The 20,445-nt window shown below is 66.1% G+C and carries 15 protein-coding genes; 9 read left to right on the forward strand and 6 right to left on the reverse strand.

Features of this window, described 5'->3' with window-relative positions:
• Window positions 1-55 precede the first annotated feature (55 nt).
• The 9 genes from HS053_RS03925 (at window position 56) to HS053_RS03965 (ending at window position 10,842) form a co-directional block, all read left to right on the forward strand.
• Complete coding sequence (locus HS053_RS03925) at window positions 56-1,297, forward strand: ABC transporter substrate-binding protein (protein ID WP_174209900.1); 1,242 nt, start codon at window positions 56-58, stop codon at window positions 1,295-1,297.
• Window positions 1,298-1,366: 69 nt separating this feature from the next.
• Window positions 1,367-2,260, forward strand: coding sequence for a carbohydrate ABC transporter permease (locus HS053_RS03930; RefSeq protein WP_174209901.1), 894 nt, complete (start codon window positions 1,367-1,369; stop codon window positions 2,258-2,260).
• 1 nt (window position 2,261) lies between these two features.
• Window positions 2,262-3,164, forward strand: a complete 903-nt coding sequence (locus HS053_RS03935; protein WP_174209902.1) for a carbohydrate ABC transporter permease — start codon at window positions 2,262-2,264, stop codon at window positions 3,162-3,164.
• Between the two features lie 3 nt (window positions 3,165-3,167).
• Complete coding sequence (locus HS053_RS03940; protein WP_174209903.1) at window positions 3,168-4,247, forward strand: ABC transporter ATP-binding protein; 1,080 nt, start codon at window positions 3,168-3,170, stop codon at window positions 4,245-4,247.
• Between the two features lie 3 nt (window positions 4,248-4,250).
• Window positions 4,251-6,635, forward strand: a complete 2,385-nt coding sequence (locus HS053_RS03945; protein ID WP_174209904.1) for a beta-mannosidase — start codon at window positions 4,251-4,253, stop codon at window positions 6,633-6,635.
• Window positions 6,636-6,646: 11 nt separating this feature from the next.
• The gene (locus tag HS053_RS03950; RefSeq protein WP_174209905.1) at window positions 6,647-7,396 is read left to right on the forward strand and encodes a sugar phosphate isomerase/epimerase family protein; all 750 of its coding nucleotides are present in this window, start codon (window positions 6,647-6,649) and stop codon (window positions 7,394-7,396) included.
• 2 nt (window positions 7,397-7,398) lie between these two features.
• The gene (locus tag HS053_RS03955) at window positions 7,399-8,520 is read left to right on the forward strand and encodes a Gfo/Idh/MocA family protein (RefSeq protein WP_194245493.1); all 1,122 of its coding nucleotides are present in this window, start codon (window positions 7,399-7,401) and stop codon (window positions 8,518-8,520) included.
• A 7-nt stretch (window positions 8,521-8,527) separates the two neighbouring features.
• Window positions 8,528-10,150, forward strand: coding sequence for a glycoside hydrolase family 43 protein (locus HS053_RS03960; protein ID WP_174209906.1), 1,623 nt, complete (start codon window positions 8,528-8,530; stop codon window positions 10,148-10,150).
• A 32-nt stretch (window positions 10,151-10,182) separates the two neighbouring features.
• On the forward strand, window positions 10,183-10,842 hold the full coding sequence (locus HS053_RS03965; RefSeq protein WP_174209907.1) for a GntR family transcriptional regulator: 660 nt from the start codon (window positions 10,183-10,185) through the stop codon (window positions 10,840-10,842).
• An 81-nt stretch (window positions 10,843-10,923) separates the two neighbouring features.
• Here HS053_RS03965 and HS053_RS03970 read toward each other — a convergent pair whose 3' ends face one another.
• The 6 genes from HS053_RS03970 to HS053_RS03995 form a co-directional block, all read right to left on the reverse strand.
• Window positions 10,924-12,120, reverse strand: a complete 1,197-nt coding sequence (locus HS053_RS03970; RefSeq protein WP_174209908.1) for a peptidoglycan DD-metalloendopeptidase family protein — start codon at window positions 12,118-12,120, stop codon at window positions 10,924-10,926.
• A 50-nt stretch (window positions 12,121-12,170) separates the two neighbouring features.
• Window positions 12,171-12,836, reverse strand: a complete 666-nt coding sequence (locus tag HS053_RS03975; protein ID WP_174209909.1) for a protein-L-isoaspartate(D-aspartate) O-methyltransferase — start codon at window positions 12,834-12,836, stop codon at window positions 12,171-12,173.
• Window positions 12,833-13,618 (reverse strand): 5'/3'-nucleotidase SurE, encoded by a 786-nt coding sequence (surE, locus tag HS053_RS03980; protein WP_174209910.1) that lies wholly within the window; start codon window positions 13,616-13,618, stop codon window positions 12,833-12,835. The genes HS053_RS03975 and surE overlap by 4 nt, the downstream gene beginning before the upstream one ends.
• Before the next feature lie 157 nt (window positions 13,619-13,775).
• Window positions 13,776-14,672, reverse strand: a complete 897-nt coding sequence (locus HS053_RS03985; RefSeq protein ID WP_174209911.1) for a transglutaminase family protein — start codon at window positions 14,670-14,672, stop codon at window positions 13,776-13,778.
• Entirely contained in the window at window positions 14,672-17,062 is a 2,391-nt protein-coding gene (locus HS053_RS03990) for a circularly permuted type 2 ATP-grasp protein (protein ID WP_174209912.1), read from the reverse strand. Before HS053_RS03990 ends, HS053_RS03985 begins: the two co-directional genes overlap by 1 nt.
• Window positions 17,063-17,068: 6 nt before the next feature.
• The gene (locus HS053_RS03995) at window positions 17,069-20,395 is read right to left on the reverse strand and encodes a transglutaminase family protein (RefSeq protein WP_174209913.1); all 3,327 of its coding nucleotides are present in this window, start codon (window positions 20,393-20,395) and stop codon (window positions 17,069-17,071) included.
• Window positions 20,396-20,445 lie beyond the last annotated feature (50 nt).

Consider the following 20,445-nt stretch of genomic DNA (forward strand, 5'->3'; position numbering starts at 1 on the left):
AAACTATAACGTTATAGCTACGGACTATAACGTTATAGAAACCGGGAGGACGACAATGAAGAACTGGAAACTGGCCGCTGGGCTTCTGGCTTCGGTGGCATTGCCGCAGGGCGCCTTGGCCACCGATCTTGAGGTCACCCATTGGTGGACCTCGGGCGGCGAGGCGGCTGCGGTCAAGGTCTTTGCCGATGCGGTCAATGCCGCCGGGCTGACATGGGTCGATGGCGCCATTGCCGGGGGGGACAATGCGCGGTCAATCATCATCAGCCGGATCTCGGGCGGCGACCCGATGGAGGCGACCCAGCTCAACACCGGGCGCGACGCCGAAGATCTGGTGAAGGCCGGTCTGATGACCGATCTGACCGAGCTGGCCGAAAAGGAAGGCTGGAAGGACATCATCCGCCCGGCCAAACTGCTGGACGCCTGCACCTATGACGGCAAGATCTACTGCGTGCCGGTCAATATCCATTCGTTCCAGTGGATGTGGCTGAACCGCGGCGTCTATGAAAGCAACGGTCTGGCCGTGCCGACCAATTGGGAAGAATTCATCGCCTCGGCGCCCGCGCTGAAGGAAAAGGGTGTCACCCCGCTGGCCGTGGGTGGCGAGAACTGGCAGATCAACGGCATGGCCGGGGTCTTCACCGTCGCGCTGGGCGGGCTTGACCTGTATAAAGCGATCAACATCGACAAATCCGCCGAGGCTGCCGCCTCGCCCGAAATGACCAAGGTGTTCGACGCCATGGCACAGGCGCGCGGGCTGGTGGATGACGGCTATGTCGGCCGGGCCTGGAACGATGCCACCAATATGGTGATCACCGGCAAGGCGGGCGCGCAGATCATGGGCGACTGGGCACAGGGCGAATTCTCGGTCGCGGGGCAGACCGCTGGCAAGGAATATGACTGCCTGCCGGGCCTTGGCGTGCATCCTGTGCTGGATACCGGCGGCGATGCCTTCTATTTCCCCAAGCCCGTCGGCGACAATCCCGAGATCGTCGCGGCGCAGATGCAGATGGCCTCGCTGCTGGTCTCGCCCAAGGTTCAGGTGGATTTCAACCTCAAGAAAGGCTCGCTGCCGATCCGCGCCGACATCGACATGAGCGCGGCCAACGCCTGTATGCAGAAGGGGATCGAGATTCTGAACAACCCCGACAACGTGCTGCCCTCGGGCGAACAGGCGTGGACGCCGGATACGCAAGGCCAGTTTGAAGACCTCTGGGTCGAGTTCTTCAACTCGCCCGACATGAGCGTGGCCGATGCGCAGGCCCGCTATGTCGAGATCGTGGCCTCGGCCGACTGATCCCGTTTGACCTGATCCTGTCGGGCGCCCACCAAGGCGCCCGACGCTTCATCTGCACCGGGAGGCAGCATGGCCCACGCGGGAAAACCCAATCCGCTCTTTCGCAACCTGACGGCCAAGGTCGCCACCCTGCCGATGGTGGTCACGGCGCTGGTGGTCTTTGTCGGCTGCTCGCTCTGGACGGTGGTCTATTCCTTCACCGCCTCGCGGTCGTTGCCGGTGAACGATTTCGTCGGCTTCAAGCAATATGACCGGCTGTTTTCCACCTCGCGCTGGGATCAGGCGGTCGGCAACCTGCTGATCTACGGCATTCTGGCGCTGATCATTTCTTTCGTGGTGGGCTTCGTGCTGGCCGCGTTTCTGGACCAGAAAATCCGGTGGGAGGACACGTTCCGCACCATCTACCTTTACCCCTTTGCCCTGTCGTTCATCGTGACCGGCGTTGTCTGGCAATGGATCCTTGATCCGGGCCTTGGGTTGCAGTCTGCCGTGCGCAGCCTTGGCTGGGACAGTTTCACCTTCAACCTGATCGCCAGCCCCAAGACGGTGATCTATGCCCTGCTGATCGCGGGCATCTGGCAGGGCACCGGCTTTGTCATGGTGTTGATGCTGGCGGGTCTGCGCGGCATCGACGAGGATATCTGGAAGGCCGCGCGGGTGGATGGCATCCCGGCCTGGAAGACCTACCTCATGATCATCGTGCCGATGATGCGGGGGGTCATGGTCACCGCGCTGGTGATCGTCGCTTCGGGCATCGTGCGGCTTTACGATCTGGTCGTGGCACTGACCGATGGCGGCCCCGGCTTTGCCTCGGACGTGCCGGCCAAATATGTTTTCGACCACCTCTTTGCCCGGGCCAATCTCGGGCAGGCATTGGCCGGTTCGACCATGATGCTGCTGTCGGTGCTGATCATCGTGGTTCCCTGGGCCTATCTGGAATTCGGCCGGAAGAAGGGGCGCTGAGATGACCGTGCAATTGAAAACGGCGCAAAACCCGCGCGGCCCGCGCCCCCGCCGCATCCTGAACCCGACCCGGCTGATGATCTATGGCGTGCTGATCGTGGCGGCGCTTTACTACATCATGCCGCTTTGGGTCATGGTTATGACCTCGCTCAAGGGGATGCCGGAAATCCGGCTGGGCAATATCTTTTCGCCGCCGATGGAAGTGACGTTCGAAGCTTGGGGCAAGGCATGGAACACCGCCTGCACCGGCCTGCAATGCGAGGGGCTGAAGGTCGGCTTCTGGAACTCGGTGCAGATCACGGTGCCCTCGGTGGTGATCTCGATCATCATCGCCTCGGTCTCGGGCTATGCGCTGTCCTTCTGGAAGTTCAAAGGCTCCGAGACCTACTTCACCATCCTGATCTTCGGCTCGTTCATCCCCTATCAGGTGATGCTTTTCCCGCTGGTGATGATCTGCCGCGAGCTGGGGATCTATGGCACGCTGTCGGCGGTGATCCTTGTGCATACCATCTTCGGAATGCCGATCCTGACGCTTCTCTTCCGCAACTACTTTGCCAGCCTGCCGGAAGAGCTGTTCAAGGCCGCCCGCGTTGATGGCGCGGGGTTCTGGGGCATCTTCTTCAAGGTGTTGGTGCCGATGTCCACGCCGATCTTTGTCGTGGCGGTGATCCTGCAGGTCACCGGCATCTGGAACGACTTCCTCTTTGGCGTGGTCTTCGCCGGCACCAAGAACTGGCCGATGACGGTGCAGCTCAACAACATCGTCAACGCCACGCAGGGGGTCAAGGAATACAACCTGAACATGGCCGCCACGATCCTCACCGGGCTGGTGCCGCTGACCATCTATTTCATCTCCGGCAAACTCTTCGTCCGCGGCATCGCCGCCGGTGCCGTGAAAGGCTGACGCATGACATATTCGATCCAGGTCAAGGATTTGACGCTGAACTTCGGGGCGGTTTCCGTTCTGAAAACCATGAACCTCGACGTGACCGAGGGAGAATTCATCGTGCTGCTGGGGCCATCGGGCTGCGGCAAGTCCACGCTCCTGAACTGCCTTGCGGGCCTGCTGGAGCCGTCGGACGGCGAAATCTGGATCAAGGGCAAGAATGTCACTTGGGCCGAACCGAACGAACGGGGCATCGGCATGGTGTTCCAGTCCTATGCGCTTTACCCGCAGATGACGGTGCGCGGAAACCTGTCCTTTGGCCTGCGCAATGCCCGGATGCCCAAGGGCGAGATTGACAAGCGTGTCGCCCGCGCCTCGGAAATCCTGCAAATCGGGCCCTTGCTCGACCGCAAGCCGGGGGCGCTGTCGGGCGGGCAGCGGCAGCGCGTGGCGATCGGCCGGGCGCTGGTGCGCGATGTCGATGTCTTCCTGTTTGACGAGCCGCTGTCGAACCTCGACGCGAAGCTGCGCAGCGAATTGCGGGTGGAAATCAAGCGTCTGCATTCGCGCCTGAAAAACACCATGGTCTATGTCACCCATGACCAGATCGAGGCGCTGACCCTGGCCGACCGCATTGCGGTGATGAAGGGCGGGGTGATCCAGCAGCTTGCTGCGCCGCAGGAAATCTACAACCGGCCGGCGAACCTGTTCGTGGCGGGGTTCATCGGCAGCCCCTCGATGAACTTCCTGCCGGGCCAGACGCTGGACGGCGGGCGGAGTTTTGACTTTGCCGGCACGCGGATTGACCTTGAAGGCTATGAGGGGGGGGCGGTCGGCACCCGGTCCAAGGCCATTCTTGGCCTGCGGCCCGAACATCTTCTGATCCAGACGCAGCCCGAGCCGGGCCGGACCATCCCCGCCACGGTGGAAATCGACGAGCCGATGGGCGCGGATTCGCTGGTCTGGCTGCGGGCGGGCGATCTGGCGATGTCGGTGCGGGTTCCGGTGGAGCAGCGCCCGCAGCCGGGGCAGGCGGTGCATCTGCGGGTCGATATCCGCCACGCCTCGGTCTTTGACAGCGAGACGGAGGCGCGGGTCTGAACCATGCAGGATCTGGGCGGAGTTTGGACGCTTTCCGATGAAAGCGGGCAGTATCGCGTTGCGATGCGGCTGCCGGGCGACGGCATCAGCGCCCTGCATCAGGCGGGGGTGATCCCCGACCCCTATCACGGTCGCAACGAATATGGGTTGCGCTGGATTTGTGAGCGAGAATGGACGGTTACGCGCGACTTCTCACATGATGGCGGCGCGGCGGAGCTGTGCCTTGAAGGGCTGGATACGCTGGCCACCGTCACCCTGAACGGCGCCGAGGTGTTGCGCGCTGCGAATGCCCATCGCCGCTGGCGGGTGGATGTGTCGGGCGTTCTGAAGGCGGGGCGGAACGAGATTGCCCTGACCTTCCATGCCGCCCCGCAGGCGGCAGCGGCGACGCAGGCCGGTTTGCCCTTTCCGGTGCCTTATCATCAGCCGAATTGCCCCATTCCCAACGGCAATATGCTGCGCAAACCGCAATGTGATTTCGGCTGGGACTGGAATATTGCGCTGGCGCCTTTCGGGGTCTGGGGCGGTATCCGGCTTGAACCGAAGGCGGCGCGCATCCGCGACGTGATCGTGACGCAGAGCCATGTTCCGGGGCTGGCGCGGGTCAGTCTTCTGCTTCATGCGGAAGGTGAAGAGATTTCGGCAAACATTTGCGGTATAACAAAATATGCAAAGATTGTCGCCGGTGTCGCGCGGCTGGAACTGGCCATTCCGAACCCCGAACTCTGGTGGCCTGCCGGGCAAGGCGCGCAGGTGCTGCATGACCTGACCCTGACCATGGGCGAGGTGACCGAGACCCGCCGCATCGGCCTGCGCGATCTGAAACTGATCAGCCAGCCCGACGCCGCGGGCCGCAGCTTCGGTTTCCGTGTCAATGGCCGCGATGTCTTTGCCAAGGGCGCCAACTGGATCCCCGCCGATGCCTTGCACGGTCGTATAAGCCGCGACGCGACCCGCGATCTGCTGCAATCGGCGGTGGACGCCCATATGAACATGATCCGGGTCTGGGGCGGCGGGCGGTATGAGCCGGACTGGTTCTATGATCTCTGCGACGAGATGGGGCTGATGGTCTGGCAGGACTTCATGTTCGCCTGCCATCTCTACCCCTCAACCCCCGAATTTCTGGCCGAGGTGGATGCCGAGGTGCGCGATGTGGTGGCACGGCTGAACCACCACGCCTGCCTTGCGCTCTGGTGTGGCGATAACGAGCTGATCGGCGCATTGGGCTGGTTCGAGGAAAGCCGCCGCGACCGCGACCGCTATCTCGTCAGCTATGATCGGCTGAACCGCACCATCGAGGCGGCGCTGCACGCGACCCTGCCTGCGCCCAACTGGTGGCCCTCATCGCCCAGCCCGGGGCCGATGGCCTTTGGCGATGCCTGGCATGATGACAGTTCGGGTGACATGCATTTCTGGTCGGTCTGGCATGAGGGCCGCGACTTTGACCATTACCGCGATGTCAGCCCGCGCTTCTGTTCCGAGTTCGGCTTTCAGTCCTATCCCTCGCTTGAGGTGATCCGCCGTTTCGCCGCGCCGGACGATTTCAACATCGCCAGCCCGGTGATGGAAAGCCATCAGAAGAACACCGGCGGCAATGCCCGGATTGCCGAGACGATGTTTCGCTATTTCCGCTTTCCGGTGGGGTTTGCGAATTTCGTCTATCTGAGCCAGGTGCAGCAGGGGCTGGCGATCAAGACCGCGGTGACCCATTGGCGCAGTCTCAAGCCGCATTGCATGGGCACGCTCTATTGGCAGTTGAATGACACATGGCCGGTCTGTTCGTGGTCCAGCCTTGACCATGGCGGCGGCTGGAAACTGTTGCATCACATGGCCCGCGCCTTCTATGCGCCGGTTTTGGTGAGCGTGGTGCCCGTTGCCGAAGGGCTGGAACTGCGGGCGGTGAATGACCGGCCCGAGGCGGTTGATCTGACCGTGGCGGCGGTCGCCGTGGCGATGGATGGCCGCACCCGGCCCCTGTCGCAGGCCACGGTCACCGTCGGCCCCGATGCCGCGGTGCCGGTGCTGACCATTGCCGCCGATGCGCTGGCGCCGCAAGAGATGCTGGCCCATGTCTGGCTGGACGGGCAGGGCACCCGGCTGGGCGGCGATCTTCATGCGCCCCGACCCTACAAAAGCTATGACCTGCAGTCGCCGGGCCTTGCCCTGACGGTGGCAGAGGCGCCCAACGGCTGGAGCCTGACGATCAGCGCCACGGCCCTTGCCCTCTTCGTCGCGGTCGAGGCCGACCGGCCCGGACGGTTCAGCGCGAATGCGATGACGCTGTTTCCCGGCCATGCCGCCACGCTCACCTTCACCCCCGAAACCCCCGGACCTGCGCCGCAATTCACGCTGCGCGATCTTTACTCCGCCACCTGTGGCACCGCCTGAAAGGATACCCGATGTTCAGCTATCAGCTTTATTCCTCCCGCAACTTCCCGCCGCTGGGCGATACTCTGGCCATGCTGGCCGAGGCGGGCTACGATGGGGTCGAACCCTTCGGCGGGCTTTACGCCGACCGCGCCGGGCTTGAGGCGCTGGCATCGGGGGTCAAGGCCGCGGGGCTGGCGGTGAAGACCGGGCATTTCAGCATCGAACAGGTTGAGGACACCCCCGATTGGGTGATCGAGGTTGCCCGGACGCTGGGGATGGCGAAGGTGATCGTGCCGTGGCTGCATCCCGACCACCGGCCCACCGATGCCGCGGGCTGGCGGGCGCTGGGGGCGCGGCTGCAAAAGGCCGGGGCGCCGATCCGGGCGGCGGGTTTCGGCTTTGGCTGGCACAACCATGATTTTGAGTTCTTTCCCTTCGCCGATGGCAGCCTGCCGATCACCGCGCTGTTCGAAGGCGGCCCCGATCTGGAATGGGAGATCGACGTGGCCTGGGTGGTGCGCGGCGGGCATGACCCGCTGCACTGGATCGCGGCCGAAAAGGGCCGCATCACCATCGCCCATGTCAAGGACATCGCCCCGGCGGGCGAGGCCGAAGATGAGGGCGGCTGGGCCGATGTCGGTCATGGCGTGGTGAACTGGCCCGCAATCCTGCCGGCGCTGCGGGCGAATGGCGTGACGTATTTCATCATGGAACATGACAACCCCTCGGACCACCGCCGCTTTGCGACCCGGGCGCTGACCGCTGCGAAAGGCTTCTGATCATGGCGAAAACCGGCATCGGCATCATCGGCTGCGGCAATATCTCGACCGCCTATCTGCGGCTGGCCCCGCTGTTCAAGGGCGTGGAGGTGCGGGCGGTCGCCGACATGAACCTGGCCGCGGCTCAGGCGCGGGGGGCAGAATTCGGCGTGCGGGCGCAGTCGGTCGAAGACCTTCTGGCCAACCCGGAGGTGGAGGTGGTGATCAACCTGACCATTCCCGGGGCGCATTTCGCGGTGACGCGGGCCATTCTTGAGGCGGGCAAACATGCCTATTCGGAAAAACCGCTGGTCCTGACGCTGGATGAGGGGCTGGAGCTGCGCGATCTTGCGGCGGCGCGGGGGCTGTCGGTGGGCTGTGCGCCCGATACCTTCCTTGGCGGCGCACATCAGCAGGCCCGCGCTCTGATCGACGAAGGGCGGCTGGGCCGGATCACCGCAGGCGGGGCGGCCGTGATGGGCCACGGCATGGAGCATTGGCACCCGAACCCGGATTTCTTCTTCCTGCCCGGCGGCGGGCCGATCCTGGACATGGGGCCCTATTACATTGCCAATCTGATCAATCTGATCGGCCCGGTCAAACGGGTCGGCGCGCTGACCTCGATGGCGGAGACCGAGCGGACGATTTCCTCGCAGCCCCGGGCGGGGGAGAAGATTCCGGTCAAGACCCCGACCAACATTCACGCCCTTCTGGAGTTCCACAACGGCGCCACGGTCAACCTCTCGGCAAGCTGGGATGTCTGGCACCACCGCCGCAGCCACATGGAGCTTTATGGCACCGAGGGCACGCTTTACCTGCCCGATCCGAACTTCTTCGGCGGCACAGTGGAGATTGCGGGCCGCGATGGCGAGGCGTCGGAAGTCGCGCCTTGGGAGCATCCGTTCGGTGTGACGAATTTCGAGGGCGGGCGGGCGAATTACCGCACCGCCGGGCTGGCCGATATGGTGGCGGCGCTGCGCGAGGGCCGCGATGCCCGCTGCTCGCTGGCGCGGACCCTGCATGGGGTCGAGGTGATGACGGCCTGCCTGAAATCGGGTGAGACGGGCGGCTTCATCACGCTGGGCACCACCTGCACCCGGCCCGCGGCGCTGGGACCGCAGGAGGCGCGTGCCTTGCTTGCGTGATGGGGGCATGATGCAAAATCCCGCGCTGCGCGGCTTCAACCCCGATCCCAGCTTTTGCCGGGTGGGCGAGGATTACTTCCTCGCCACCTCGACCTTTGAATGGTTTCCGGGGGTGCAGATTTTCCACTCGCGCGATCTGGCGAACTGGCGGCTGGTGGCCCGTCCGCTGCGGCGGGCCAGCCAGTTGGACATGCGCGGCAATCCCGACAGTTGCGGCGTCTGGGCGCCCTGCCTCAGCCATGCCGACGGGCTCTTCTGGCTGGTCTATACCGATGTGAAGCGGTTCGACGGCGCCTTCAAGGATGCCCACAATTATGTCGTGACCTGTCCGACCATCGACGGCGACTGGTCCGAGCCAGAATATGTCACCTCCTCCGGCTTTGACCCTTCGCTGTTTCACGATGACGACGGGCGCAAATATTTCCTGAACATGCGCTGGAACCATCGCGGGCCGGGATCGGGCCTGAACCCTGCGCATGACAGTTTTGACGGGATCGAGCTGCAGGAATGGCAGCCGGGGCGGGGGCTGATCGGAGATCCGGTGACGATCCACACCGGCACCCCGCTGGGGATGAGCGAGGCGCCGCATCTCTTCCGCCGCGATGGCTGGTATTATCTGACCATGGCCGAGGGCGGCACCGGATATGACCATGCCGTCAGCATGGCCCGCGCCCGCGACATCCGCGGCCCCTATGAAGACCACCCGGCACAGCACCTGCTGACCGCCCGTTTCGCCCCGGGCAGCCCGTTGCAGCGCGTCGGGCACGGACAATATGTCGAGGGCCATGACGAGCGACACTGGCACAGCTTCCTCTGCGGCCGCCCGCAACTGGGGCCGCGCGGGCCCTTCTGCGCCATGGGCCGGGAAACCGGGCTGGCCGAGGTGGAATGGCGCGACGGCTGGCTTTGGCTGAAAGGCGGCGGGCAGGTGCCGCCGGTTGATCTGGCCTTGCCCGAGAGGGCACCGCGCGGGCCGGTCGGCTACGTCTTTGACGGCCCTGACCTGCCGCAGGATTTCCAGTGGCTGCGCAGCCCGCAACCCGAACGGCTCTTCACGCTGACCGGCCGTGCCCTGCGCCTGACCGGGCGCGAAAGCCTCGGCGCGTGGTTTGAGCAATCGCTGGTGGCGCGGCGGCAGGAAGACCCGGCCTGCCGTGTCGAAACCGAGCTTCTGGCCGATCCGCCGAACTGGCAGCGCGCGGCAGGGCTGATCCACTATTACAACCGCCACAAGTTCCACGCAGCCCTGCTGACGCAGGAACCGGGCCTTGGCCGGTGTCTGCGGGTGGTCTCCTGCCCCGGCGACCCGACCGAGGCGCTGGTTCTGTCGCCGCCTGTCCCGGTGCCCGGCGGACCGCTGCGGCTGGGCCTGACCATCGACGGTGCCGCCGCGCAATTCGACTGGGCGCAGCCCGGGGCCAATTGGCAGCCGCTTGGCCCGGTTCTGGATGCCAGCGTGATTTCCGATGAAGGCGGGCGGGGCGAACATGCCAGCTTTACCGGCGCCTTCCTTGGCATGGTGGCGCATGACCTGACCGGGCAGGGCTGGACGGCGGATTTCACACGCTTTTCCTATTCCCCGCAGCCCTTGGGCAAGGCGGGCTTGCATGTGGGCCACAGCCCGGCATAACTCTACCTCCGAGTTTGGCCGAGCGAACCCCGATGACCGCAGAAGACCGCAAGATACCAAGCCATGAGCTGACCTATGCGCGGCTGCGCGACATGGTGCTGTATGGCCATCTCGAACCCGGCCAGCCGGTGACGATTCAGGGGCTGGTCGGCGATCTGGACGCCGGCATGACCCCGGTGCGCGAGGCGCTGCGCCGCCTGACCGCCGAGGGCGCGCTGGAGCCACAGGGCAACCGCCGGGTGACGGTGCCGCGCCTGACCCCGGCCATTCTGGAGCAGGTGGCCTTCGCCCGACTGACGATCGAACCGCGTCTGGCCGAGCTTGCCGCCGCCCAACTGACCCCGGCGCTGATCGAGACGCTGGCCGCGCTGGACGAACGGGTGAACGAGGCGCTGCGCGCGGGCGATGTTCCGGCCTACCTGGAAAGCAATCACGCCTTCCACTTCGCGCTCTATGAGGCGTCGGGGGCGGGGGTGTTGCTGGATATGGCCCGCTCGCTCTGGCTGCGCTTCGGGCCCTCGCTGCGGGTGGTCAGCAGCCTGTCGGGGATCGAAGGGCTGCCCGATGGCCATGTCGAGGCGCTGGCGGCGATGCGCGCCGGCGATGCCGGGGCGCTGGCCATGGCCATCCGCAACGATATCGCCCAAGGGGTCGAACATGTGCGCGACGCGCTGGCGCGCGGCGCGGTCTGATCCGCCGGGGCCGGGCGCCAAATTTCTTCGAAGAAATTTGCAAAATCCTTGGAAGGATTTTGGCCCGCCCTGCCGCTGGTGTTATTGCAGATAGGGCATCGGATCGACGCTGTCCACGCCGCGCCGCACCTCGAAATGCAGGAAGGCCGGGTTGCCCGAGCGGACCACCGCAATCGCCTGGCCGCGGGCCACCTTGTCGCCCTTGGCTACCTTGAGCTGATCGACCCCGGCATAGACCGTCAAGAGATCGCCCGCATGGCGGATCACCACGATGGGCGTGCCGGTGGTGTCCTTGGTCACCGCTGCCACGGTGCCGGCATCGGCGGCCTTCACCGCGGTTCCGGCGGCGGCGGAAATGTCGATCCCGTCGTTCTTCTTCTTCTGATAGGTGCGGATGATCTTGCCCGCGACCGGCATCACCAGCTTGGTCGCCGTCGCGCCGGTCCGCTGGCTGCCCATGTCGGGCGAGGCAGGGGTTTCCTTGGCCTTTTCGGCGGCAGGGGCGGTCTTTTCATCCGGCAGCGGTTTCTTGGCCGAGGGCGGGGTGGGCGTCGGGCTGCCCTGACCCGGGACCGTCGCCACATCCTGCGGCGCAATCGGCGCCGAAGCGGCGGTCGGGATGATCAGGAACTGCCCCTCGCGCACGGCAAGGTCGCTGCCCAGCCCGTTCCAGTCGGCCAGCGCCTTGGCCGAGACGTTGTAGGCCCGGGCGATGGTATAGGCGGTTTCGCCGCGCTGCACCTTGTGGCGCACCGGTTCGCCACCCGCAGGCGCCTTGGGCGCGGCAGGGGCGGGCGTAGTCGATCCGGCCCGGTCAATCGCATTGCCCGCGATGGTGGTGACATCAATCGCCCCGCCCGAGGCGGAGGGCGGCGTGCCCGAACCGATCACCCCGCCGGTGACGGCACCGCCCGGCGCAGCAGGGGCGGCCCCGCCCGCCACCCGGCCCGGCAGGGCCAGAACCTCACCGTCGCGCAGGGCGTCGCTCGGGCGCAGCGCGTTGTAGCGGGCCAGTTCGGCGGCATCCATGCCGATGCGGCCCGCGACCGTGGCCACGGTATCGCCGCGCCGCGCCACCGCCACCTGATAGCCGGGATAGGAAATCACCCCGCGGCTGTCGGCATTGGGGCGCGGATTGGTCGCGGCGCGCGCCGCATCCGAGGTGTCGAACCCCGCTCCGCCGCGCAGATCCCAGTCAAGCCCGCCCCCGCCGCCGACACAGGCCGACAACAGCAGCATGGCCGTCAGGCCGGTTACAGGTCCACGCGACAGGTTCATGCTCGCCCCTCACTCCATCGTGCCCGGTTGGCCCGGGTCACATCACGTCTTCACTCGTTGCCCAAGCCTTCGACCAGCGGCACGAAACGCACCGGGCGCAGCTCTTCATACTCATAGCCGGTGGTCAGGCGCGTCACCTTGATCAGGCTTTGCACCGCATCCGACTGCCCCACCGGCAGCACCATGATACCGCCGATCTTGAGCTGCGCCAAGAGCGGCCCGGGCGGGTCTTCGGCCGCCGCAGTCACGAGGATGCGATCAAACGGCGCCTGATCGGGCAGGCCGAAACTGCCATCTGCCGTCATGGCGACGATATTCACCAGTCCCATGCTGCGGAAAAGGTCGCCCGCCTCTTTCACCAGCCGCCGGTGCCGGTCCACGGTATAGACCCGCCGCGCCAGAAGGCTGAGGATGGCCGCCTGATAGCCCGATCCGGTGCCCACCTCCAGCACGGTATCGCGCGGCTGCACGTTCAGCGCCTGCGTCATCAACCCCACCACCGAGGGTTGGCTGATGGTCTGGCCGCAGGCGATGGGCAGGGGCATGTCCTCATAGGCGCGCTCGGCGAACAGGCCACGCACGAACTGGCCGCGATCCACCCGCTCCATCGCGGTCAGAACCCGGCCATCGGTTACCCCACGGGACCGTAGCGCAAAGAGAAACCGCATCTTCCGTTCGGCCGCCGTCGCATCGTCGGGCAGGCCGTCCTCGCTCATGCCAGCCGCGCCTCAAGGTCGGCCAGCACATCATGCGCCGTCAGGTCCGCGCGCAGCGGGGTGACCGAGATATAGCCCTCGACATTGGCCGTCACATCGGTGCCGGGCAGGGTGGCCCCGTGCTGCGGGCCGCCCTTGATCCAGAGGAACCGCCGCCCGGTGGGCGACAATTGCGCCTCGACCGAGAAGGAGGTGTAGCGGCGGAAGCCTTGGGCCGCGACCTTGGTGCCCTTGACGCCCGCTGCGGCGGTCGGCGGGAAATTCACGTTGTAAAACAGCCGGTAATCGCCTTCGTCCCAGCGCCCCTTGTCCAGCAGGCGGCGCAGAAGGGCCGGGCCATGCACCCGGGCCGCCTCGAACGGGTCATCCAGCCCATCGGTTTCGCGCCCCATGAACTGCGACAGGGCAATCGCGGGAATGCCCTGCAATGCCGCCTCCATCGCGCCACCGATCGTGCCGGAATACAGCACATTCTCGCCCGAGTTGTTGCCCCGGTTCACCCCCGACAGCACCAGATCGGGCTTTGCCCCCTCCAGCACGTCATGGATGCCCGCCAGCACGCAATCGGCCGGGCTGCCCTCGGCGGCAAAGCGGCGCGGCCCAAGCTGGGCGATCATCGTGGGGTGGGTGTAGCTGATGCAATGGCCGACGCCCGATTGTTCAAAGGCGGGGGCCACGGTCCAGACCTCGCCCTCGGGCCCGGCAAGCGCGGTGGCAATCTCGTGCAGCACCTCAAGCCCCGGAGCGTTGATGCCGTCGTCATTTGTGATCAAAATGCGCATGAAACCCTCTCGTTCCCCCCTGATTAGACGAGCCGCCCCGCTGCGGCAAGCACCGAGCGGGCCGCATTGCGCCGCCGCCCGACAAAGGCCCGCAGCCCGGCATTTGCACCTTTCGAAATACTCCCGCCGGAGGCATCCGACGCGGGCAAGGGGCGGCTCATTCGGTGGCTTCGTCCTCGGCCTCCGGGCGGATGTCCACGGAATGGCTGCCTTCCTGCGCGCCGTCCAGACGGAGCATCCCGATCACCGGCGCCACGTCGCCATAATCGCGGCCATGGCCGACGACGATATGGTCCTCGGCCACGAAACAGGCATTGGTCGGGTCATAGTCGATCCAGCCGGTTTCGGCGCCGCACCAAGCCCGCACCCAGGCGTGCATCGCATCCGCCCCTTCCAGCCGGGGCTTGCCCGGCGGCGGATGGGTGCGCAGATAACCCGCCACATAGGCGGCGGGAATGCCATGGGCGCGCAGCCCCGCAATCATGATCTGGGCAAAATCCTGACAGACGCCGTGGCGCCCGGCAAAGGCCGCCTCGACGGGGGTGTCCACCTCGGTCGCCTCGGCGTCAAAGGTCATCGCGGCGTGCAGCGCCTCTCCCAGCGCCTGCACCGCCTGCCGGGTGGTGCCCGCAGGGTCGATCACCCCGGTGGCAAATTCGGTGATGGCCGCGATGCGCGGCAATCGGGGCGAGGGCGGCAGGAAATGATGCGGCGCCGAACGTCCGACATCGCGGATCAGGGCGATTTCCCCGGTCAGATCGGCAAGGCTCGCGGAAATGTCGAACTCGGCGGCGGTGGCATGGCGGATCACCTCGGCCTGCATTTCGACCGCGACGGCGGTCAGGCCGGGGGGCATGACCGCCTCGATCACCCGTGTTCCGAAGAAATCGGTATAATCCAGCATTTCAACGGGTTCCGGCGTGATGGTCACCGTTTCGGCGGCCACGGTCTGCACCCCCGGCAGGGCGGCGGGCAGGACGCGGAACTGCTGGCGCCCCGCGCCGGTGGGGCGGGCGAAACGGTAGTCGATACACAGGCGGATCCGGTAGAGCATCAGCGCAGGAAAGCCTCTGTCAGATGGTCGGACAGCCCGGCGATCCGCCCCCGCAATTCCCACAGCGCCTCGGTCGTCAGGTCTTCGGGACGGTCGGTCACCAGATCGGTGTGCAGCCGCAGCATGGCGCGGCCAAGCTCCGACATCCGGCCCGGGTCATCCTCGCCCGGCAGAAAGCGGATCTGCTCGGCCAGACCGTCAAGCTGATAGCGGATGGCGCGGGGGTTCATCTCGTCCAGCGCCAGAAGGTCGATCACCGTGGCGCGGCTGGTGGACAGGCTGAAGCGGCGGCGGTGCGACATCACGCTGTCGCCCACCTCGACCGCAAGGTCGAGCGCACCCTGCGGCGCATCGGGATCGGCCAGCGTGGCCAGTGTGGCGGCCATGCCCATGGCGCGTTCATGGTGGCGCCCGATGGTCAGGAAGCGCCAGCCCAGAAAGCGATACATGTTTTCATGCACCAGCCCCGAAAACCCCGTCAGCTTGCGCAGAAGGGCCGAAAGAGCGCGGGCGGCATCGTCGCCCGGTGTCACCGTGGCGGCCATCCGCCGCGCGGTCTTTTCAAGGTCGATCAGCGCCGACCATGCATCGGGCGAGAAACGGTCGCGCACCTGCCCGGCGCTGGCAATCGCGGCGGCCAGCGTGGCCAGAAGCCCGGGCGGAACCCCGCCCTCCGGCTCGGCACTAAGGCTTTCCAAAAGGGGGTCAAGCGCGGCGATCAGCGGCGCTGCCGCCTCTCCGGCTTCGGCCAGCCGCACGTTGCGGGCGCGCAGCAGGCGCATGATGCCCTCGGTCCGTTCGACATAGCGGCCCAGCCAGAACAGGTTGTCGGCGGCGCGCGAGGGCAGGGCGCCGGGCGTCGTGCGCCGGTAGGGGCCGGGGCTGGCGGGCACCATGGTATCGCTGGCCACCGGCCGCGGCGAGACGATCCAGACATCCGCCGCCGAGCCGCCGTGCTGCATCGCCAGCGCCTTGGGGTCGGGCGAGGCGCCAATGCGGGCAAAGCCGCCGGGCATCACCTGCCAGCCGGTTTCGGTGCGCGCCAGAAACACCCGCAGCGACAGCGGACGCGGTTGCAGCCGCCCGTCTACCAGCGCGGGGGTGGTGGAAAGGGTGACCGCCTCTTGCGCGACCAGCGCCGCCCCCTCGGCTTCAAGCCGGGCGGCGAGTTCGGCGCGCGACAGGCGGGCAGCCGGGAAAGCGTCCGAGGTGCCGTCAAAGGGCGATCCGGTGGCGAGCGCCCGGCTCATCACCATGCGGCCTTGGGCGGCCAGAACCTCGGCCCGTTCGGGCGCGCCGCCGCACCACCATGTGGCGATGTTGGGTATCTTCAGCGGTTCATGCAGCAGATGCGGCGCCAGTTTCGGCAGAAAGGCCATCAGCGCCCGCGTTTCCAGCACCCCGGACCCCAGCGCATTGACCAGCGTGACCCCCTGCGCCCGCAGCGCCGAGACAAGGCCGGGCGTGCCGATCCGGCTTTGCGGGTTCAGTTCCAGCGGGTCGGCGAAATCGCCGTCCAGCCGCCGCCACAGCACATCCACCGGCCGCAGCCCCGACACGGTGCGGACCAGCAGGTGGCCTTTCTCGACCGTCAGATCCTCACCCTGAACCAGGGTGAAGCCCAGATAGCGGGCGATCCAGGCGTGTTCGTAATAGGTTTCGTTCAGGGGCCCGGGTGTCAGGATGGCCACCCGCGCCTCGCGGTCGTCGCGCAGCGCCAAGAGGCGGTCGCGGAAATCGCGGAAGAAACCGGCCAGCCGGTGGACGTTCATCCCGGCATAGACCTCGGAAAAGGCGCGTGAGGTGGCGACGCGGTTTTCCAGCGCATAGCCCGCGCCCGAAGGGGCCTGCGTGCGGTCGGCCAGCACCCACCACTTGCCATCCGGGCCGCGCCCGATTTCAAAGGCGACGAAATGCAGGTAATGGCCATCGCGCGGGCGCACCCCCACCAGCGGGCGCAGCCATTCGGGATTGCCCGCCACCAGTTGCGCCGGCAGCATCCCCGAGGCCACCAGCCGGTTGGCGCCGTAAAGATCGGCCATCACCGCTTCGAGAAGGTCGGCACGCTGGGTCAGGGCGGCGGTCAGCCCGGCCCAGTCCGCCTCGTCGATCAGCACAGGCACATGGGCCAGAGGCCAGGGCCGCTCAACCGACTGGCCGGTGCCGTATTGGCGATAGAAGACGCCGGAATCCATCAGATACTGGTCGCCGCGCGCCAGCCGCCGCGCCCGCTCTTCCTCGGGCAGGCCAAGGAAATGCGACAGGAACCCGCGCCAGACCGGGCGCACAACGCCCGCACCATCGACCAGCTCATCCGGCACCGTGGCCAGCGGGCGATAGCCCGCCAGCCCCGTGGCGAGGGTCTGCTCTGCGTCGTCGGCGCGTGTCATGCGTTCTTAGACCCCGAGCGGGCGGCGCAGGTCAAGCGTGAAGGGAAATTCGGGTGTGCGCCGCTCTGTCGCCACCCGATGAAAGCCGGGACGGTGGCCATGCGGGAAGAACCGCGCCAGCCGCCGCGCCTCGGCCTCGTTGCCGTTGACCGGGAAGGTGTCATAGTTGCGCCCGCCCGGATGGGCGACGTTATAGACACAGCCACCGATCGCGCGCCCCGACCAGCGGTCATGGATGTCGAAGGTCAGCGGCGCATCAACCGGCAGCACCGGATGGATGGCCGAGGCGGGCTGCCACGCCTTGAACCGCACCCCGGCCACCGCCACGCCATTCGCCACCTGCGTCAGCGGCAATTCGCGCCCGTTGCAGGTGACGGTATAGCGGCTGGGGTCAGCGGTGGTCAGTTTTACCTGCAACCGTTCGGTGGAACTGTCGGTATAGCGCACGGTGCCGCCGATGGCGCCGGTTTCGCCCAGCACATGCCAGGGTTCCAGCGCCTGCCGCAGCTCCAGATGGGTGCCTTCGTATTCCACCTCGCCGCAGAAGGGGAAGCGGAACTCGCCCTGCGCGGTGAACCAGTCTTCCTGCATGGCAAAGCCGTTCTGCCGCAGATCGGCCAGCACGTCGCGGAAATCCTCCCAGACGAAATGCGGCAGCATGAAGCGGTCATGCAGCGCGGTGCCCCAGCGCGTCAGGTCGCCTTGCGCCGGATTGGCCCAGAACCGCGCGATCAGCGCCCGGATCAGCAATTGCTGGGCCAGCGACATCCGCGCATCCGGCGGCATCTCGAAGCCACGGAACTCAACCAGACCCAGCCGTCCGGTGGGGCCATCGGGGGAATAAAGCTTGTCGATGCAAATCTCGGCGCGGTGGGTGTTGCCTGTGACATCGGTCAGCATGTTGCGCAACAGCCGGTCGGTCAGCCAGGGCAGCGGTTGCACGCCTTGGCCGGGTGCCGGAATCTGGCTGAGGGCGATTTCCATTTCGTAAAGCGCGTCATGCCGGGCTTCGTCGATCCGGGGCGCTTGGCTGGTCGGTCCGATGAACAGGCCCGAGAAGAGGTAAGACAGGCTCGGATGCCGGTTCCAGTGCAGGATCAGCGATTTCAGCAGATCGGGCCGCCGCAGGAAGGGGCTGTCATTGGTGTTGGCACCGCCCACCACCACATGGTTGCCGCCGCCGGTGCCGGTATGCTTGCCGTCGATCATGAACTTTTCGGCGCCAAGGCGCGACTGGCGGGCCTCTTCATAGACCGCCTGCGTGATGGCAACGCAATCATCCCAGCTATGGGCGGGGTGGATGTTCACCTCGATCACGCCCGGATCGGGCGCGACGCGGATCACGTTCAGGCGCGGGTCATGCGGCGGCGCGTAACCTTCGATATGCACCGGCAGGTTCAGCCGCTTGGCAGCCGCCTCGGCGGCGTGGAGCAGATCAAGGTAATCCTCAAGGCTGACCACCGGCGGCATGAAGACGCAAAGCCGCCCGTCACGCGGCTCGACCGACAGGGCGGTGCGGATATAGCCGTCCACCTCGGCCACCGGGCTGCCTTGCGGAATCTGGTCGCCTTGCGGGCTGTGGGCGACAAAACTGGCCCGGGCCTGCGATTTGCGCTCCGCTTCGGGCGGGGTGAAATCGGGCAGGGGGGGGCGTTCGACGGTGGGGTCGGCGGGGTTGATATAGGGATACTGGCTGGCCGGGATCCAGGGCAACGATTCCAGCGGCAGGCGATAGCCGACCGGGCTGTCGCCCGGCACAAGAAACATGAAGCCGCGCCGCAGCCGCCATTTCTCGGTCCGCCAGCGGCGATCTGTCGCCCGGCCCTGCCAGCTTTGCACCGGCAGGATGAAGCCCGAAGGTTCGGTCAGGCCGCGGTTGAAGACGGTTGCCAGACGGTGCCGCGCCTCGGGGTCTTTCAGTTCCGAATTGGCGGGGGTGACATTGGCCGGCAAATTCGCCTCTTTCACCAGCCATTCGGCGGGGTCTTCATAGGCGGGCAGGATGCAATCTTCTTCAACCTCAAGCTCTGCCGCGATTTCGCGCAGCAGTTCTTGCGCGTCGAGCGTGGTCACGCCGGTATCGCGCCCCTCGGCGGCGATCAGAGCCGGGTCGGACCAGACCGGCTGGCCATCGGTGCGCCAGTAAAGCGAGAAGGTCCAGCGCGGCAGGCTTTCGCCCGGATACCATTTGCCCTGCCCGTAATGCAGAAAACCGCCGGGCGCGAAACGGTCGCGCAGGCGGCGTATCAAGGTATCGGCCAGCGTCCGCTTGGTCGGTCCGACGGCGGCGGTGTTCCATTCATCCGCCTCGAAATCGTCGATCGACACGAAGGTCGGCTCGCCCCCCATGGTCAGGCGGACATCGCCTGCGGCAAGGGCGGCATCCACCTGATGGCCAAGGGCGTTCAGATCGTCCCAGGCTTCGTCGCTGAAGGGTTTGGTGATGCGCGGGTGTTCGGCCACGCGCCGCACCTGCATGTCAAAGTCGAAATCGACCTCTGCATAGCTCGCCATGCCCGAAATCGGCGCGGCATTGCGGTAATGCGGGGTGGCCGCCAGCGGAATGTGGCTTTCGCCGGTCAGCAGGCCGCTGGTCGGGTCCAGCCCGATCCAGCCGGCGCCGGGCAGGTAGACCTCGCACCAGGCATGAAGATCGGTGAAATCCACCTCGGTTCCCGAGGGGCCGTCCAGCGCCTTGAGATCGGGCTTGAGCTGGATCAGATAGCCTGAGACGAAGCGCGCGGCAAAACCCAGATGCCGCAGCATGTTGACCAAGAGCCAAGAGGAATCGCGGCACGAACCCGAAGCCTTGGCCAGCGTTTCATCCGGGGTCTGCACCCCCGGCTCCAGCCGGATCAAATAGTTGATGTCGCGCGACAACTGCATGTTCAGCCCGACAACGAAATCGACCGTGCCGGTCGGGTCGCGCGGGATGCGCGCTAGATAGGCCATCAGCTCGGGGCCCACTTCCTCGGCCCGGCGGTAAATCTCCAGATCGTCCAACAGGTCGGCAGGGTATTCGAAGGGCCAGGTCTGGGCGCTTTCCTCGACGAAGAAGTCGAAGGGGTTATAGACGGTCATGTCCGCGACCAGATCGACCTCGATCTTCAGTTCGGTCACCGGCTCGGGGAAGACGAAGCGGGCCAGCCAGTTGCCGAACGGGTCTTGCTGGTGGTTCACGAAATGCCCGCCGGGCGAAACCTTGAGCGAATGCGAGATCACATGCGTCCGGCTGTGCGGCGCGGGGCGCAGCCGGATGACCTGCGGGCCAAGGATCACCGGGCGGTCATATTTGTAATGGGTCAGGTGGTGGATGCTGGCCTTGATCGACATTCGGTGTTCCGCGCTTTGACTGGCCACAGATCAGGGCCTTGGCTGCCATC

It is taken from the genome of Tabrizicola fusiformis (assembly GCF_013328815.1).
Classification (GTDB): domain Bacteria; phylum Pseudomonadota; class Alphaproteobacteria; order Rhodobacterales; family Rhodobacteraceae; genus Fuscibacter.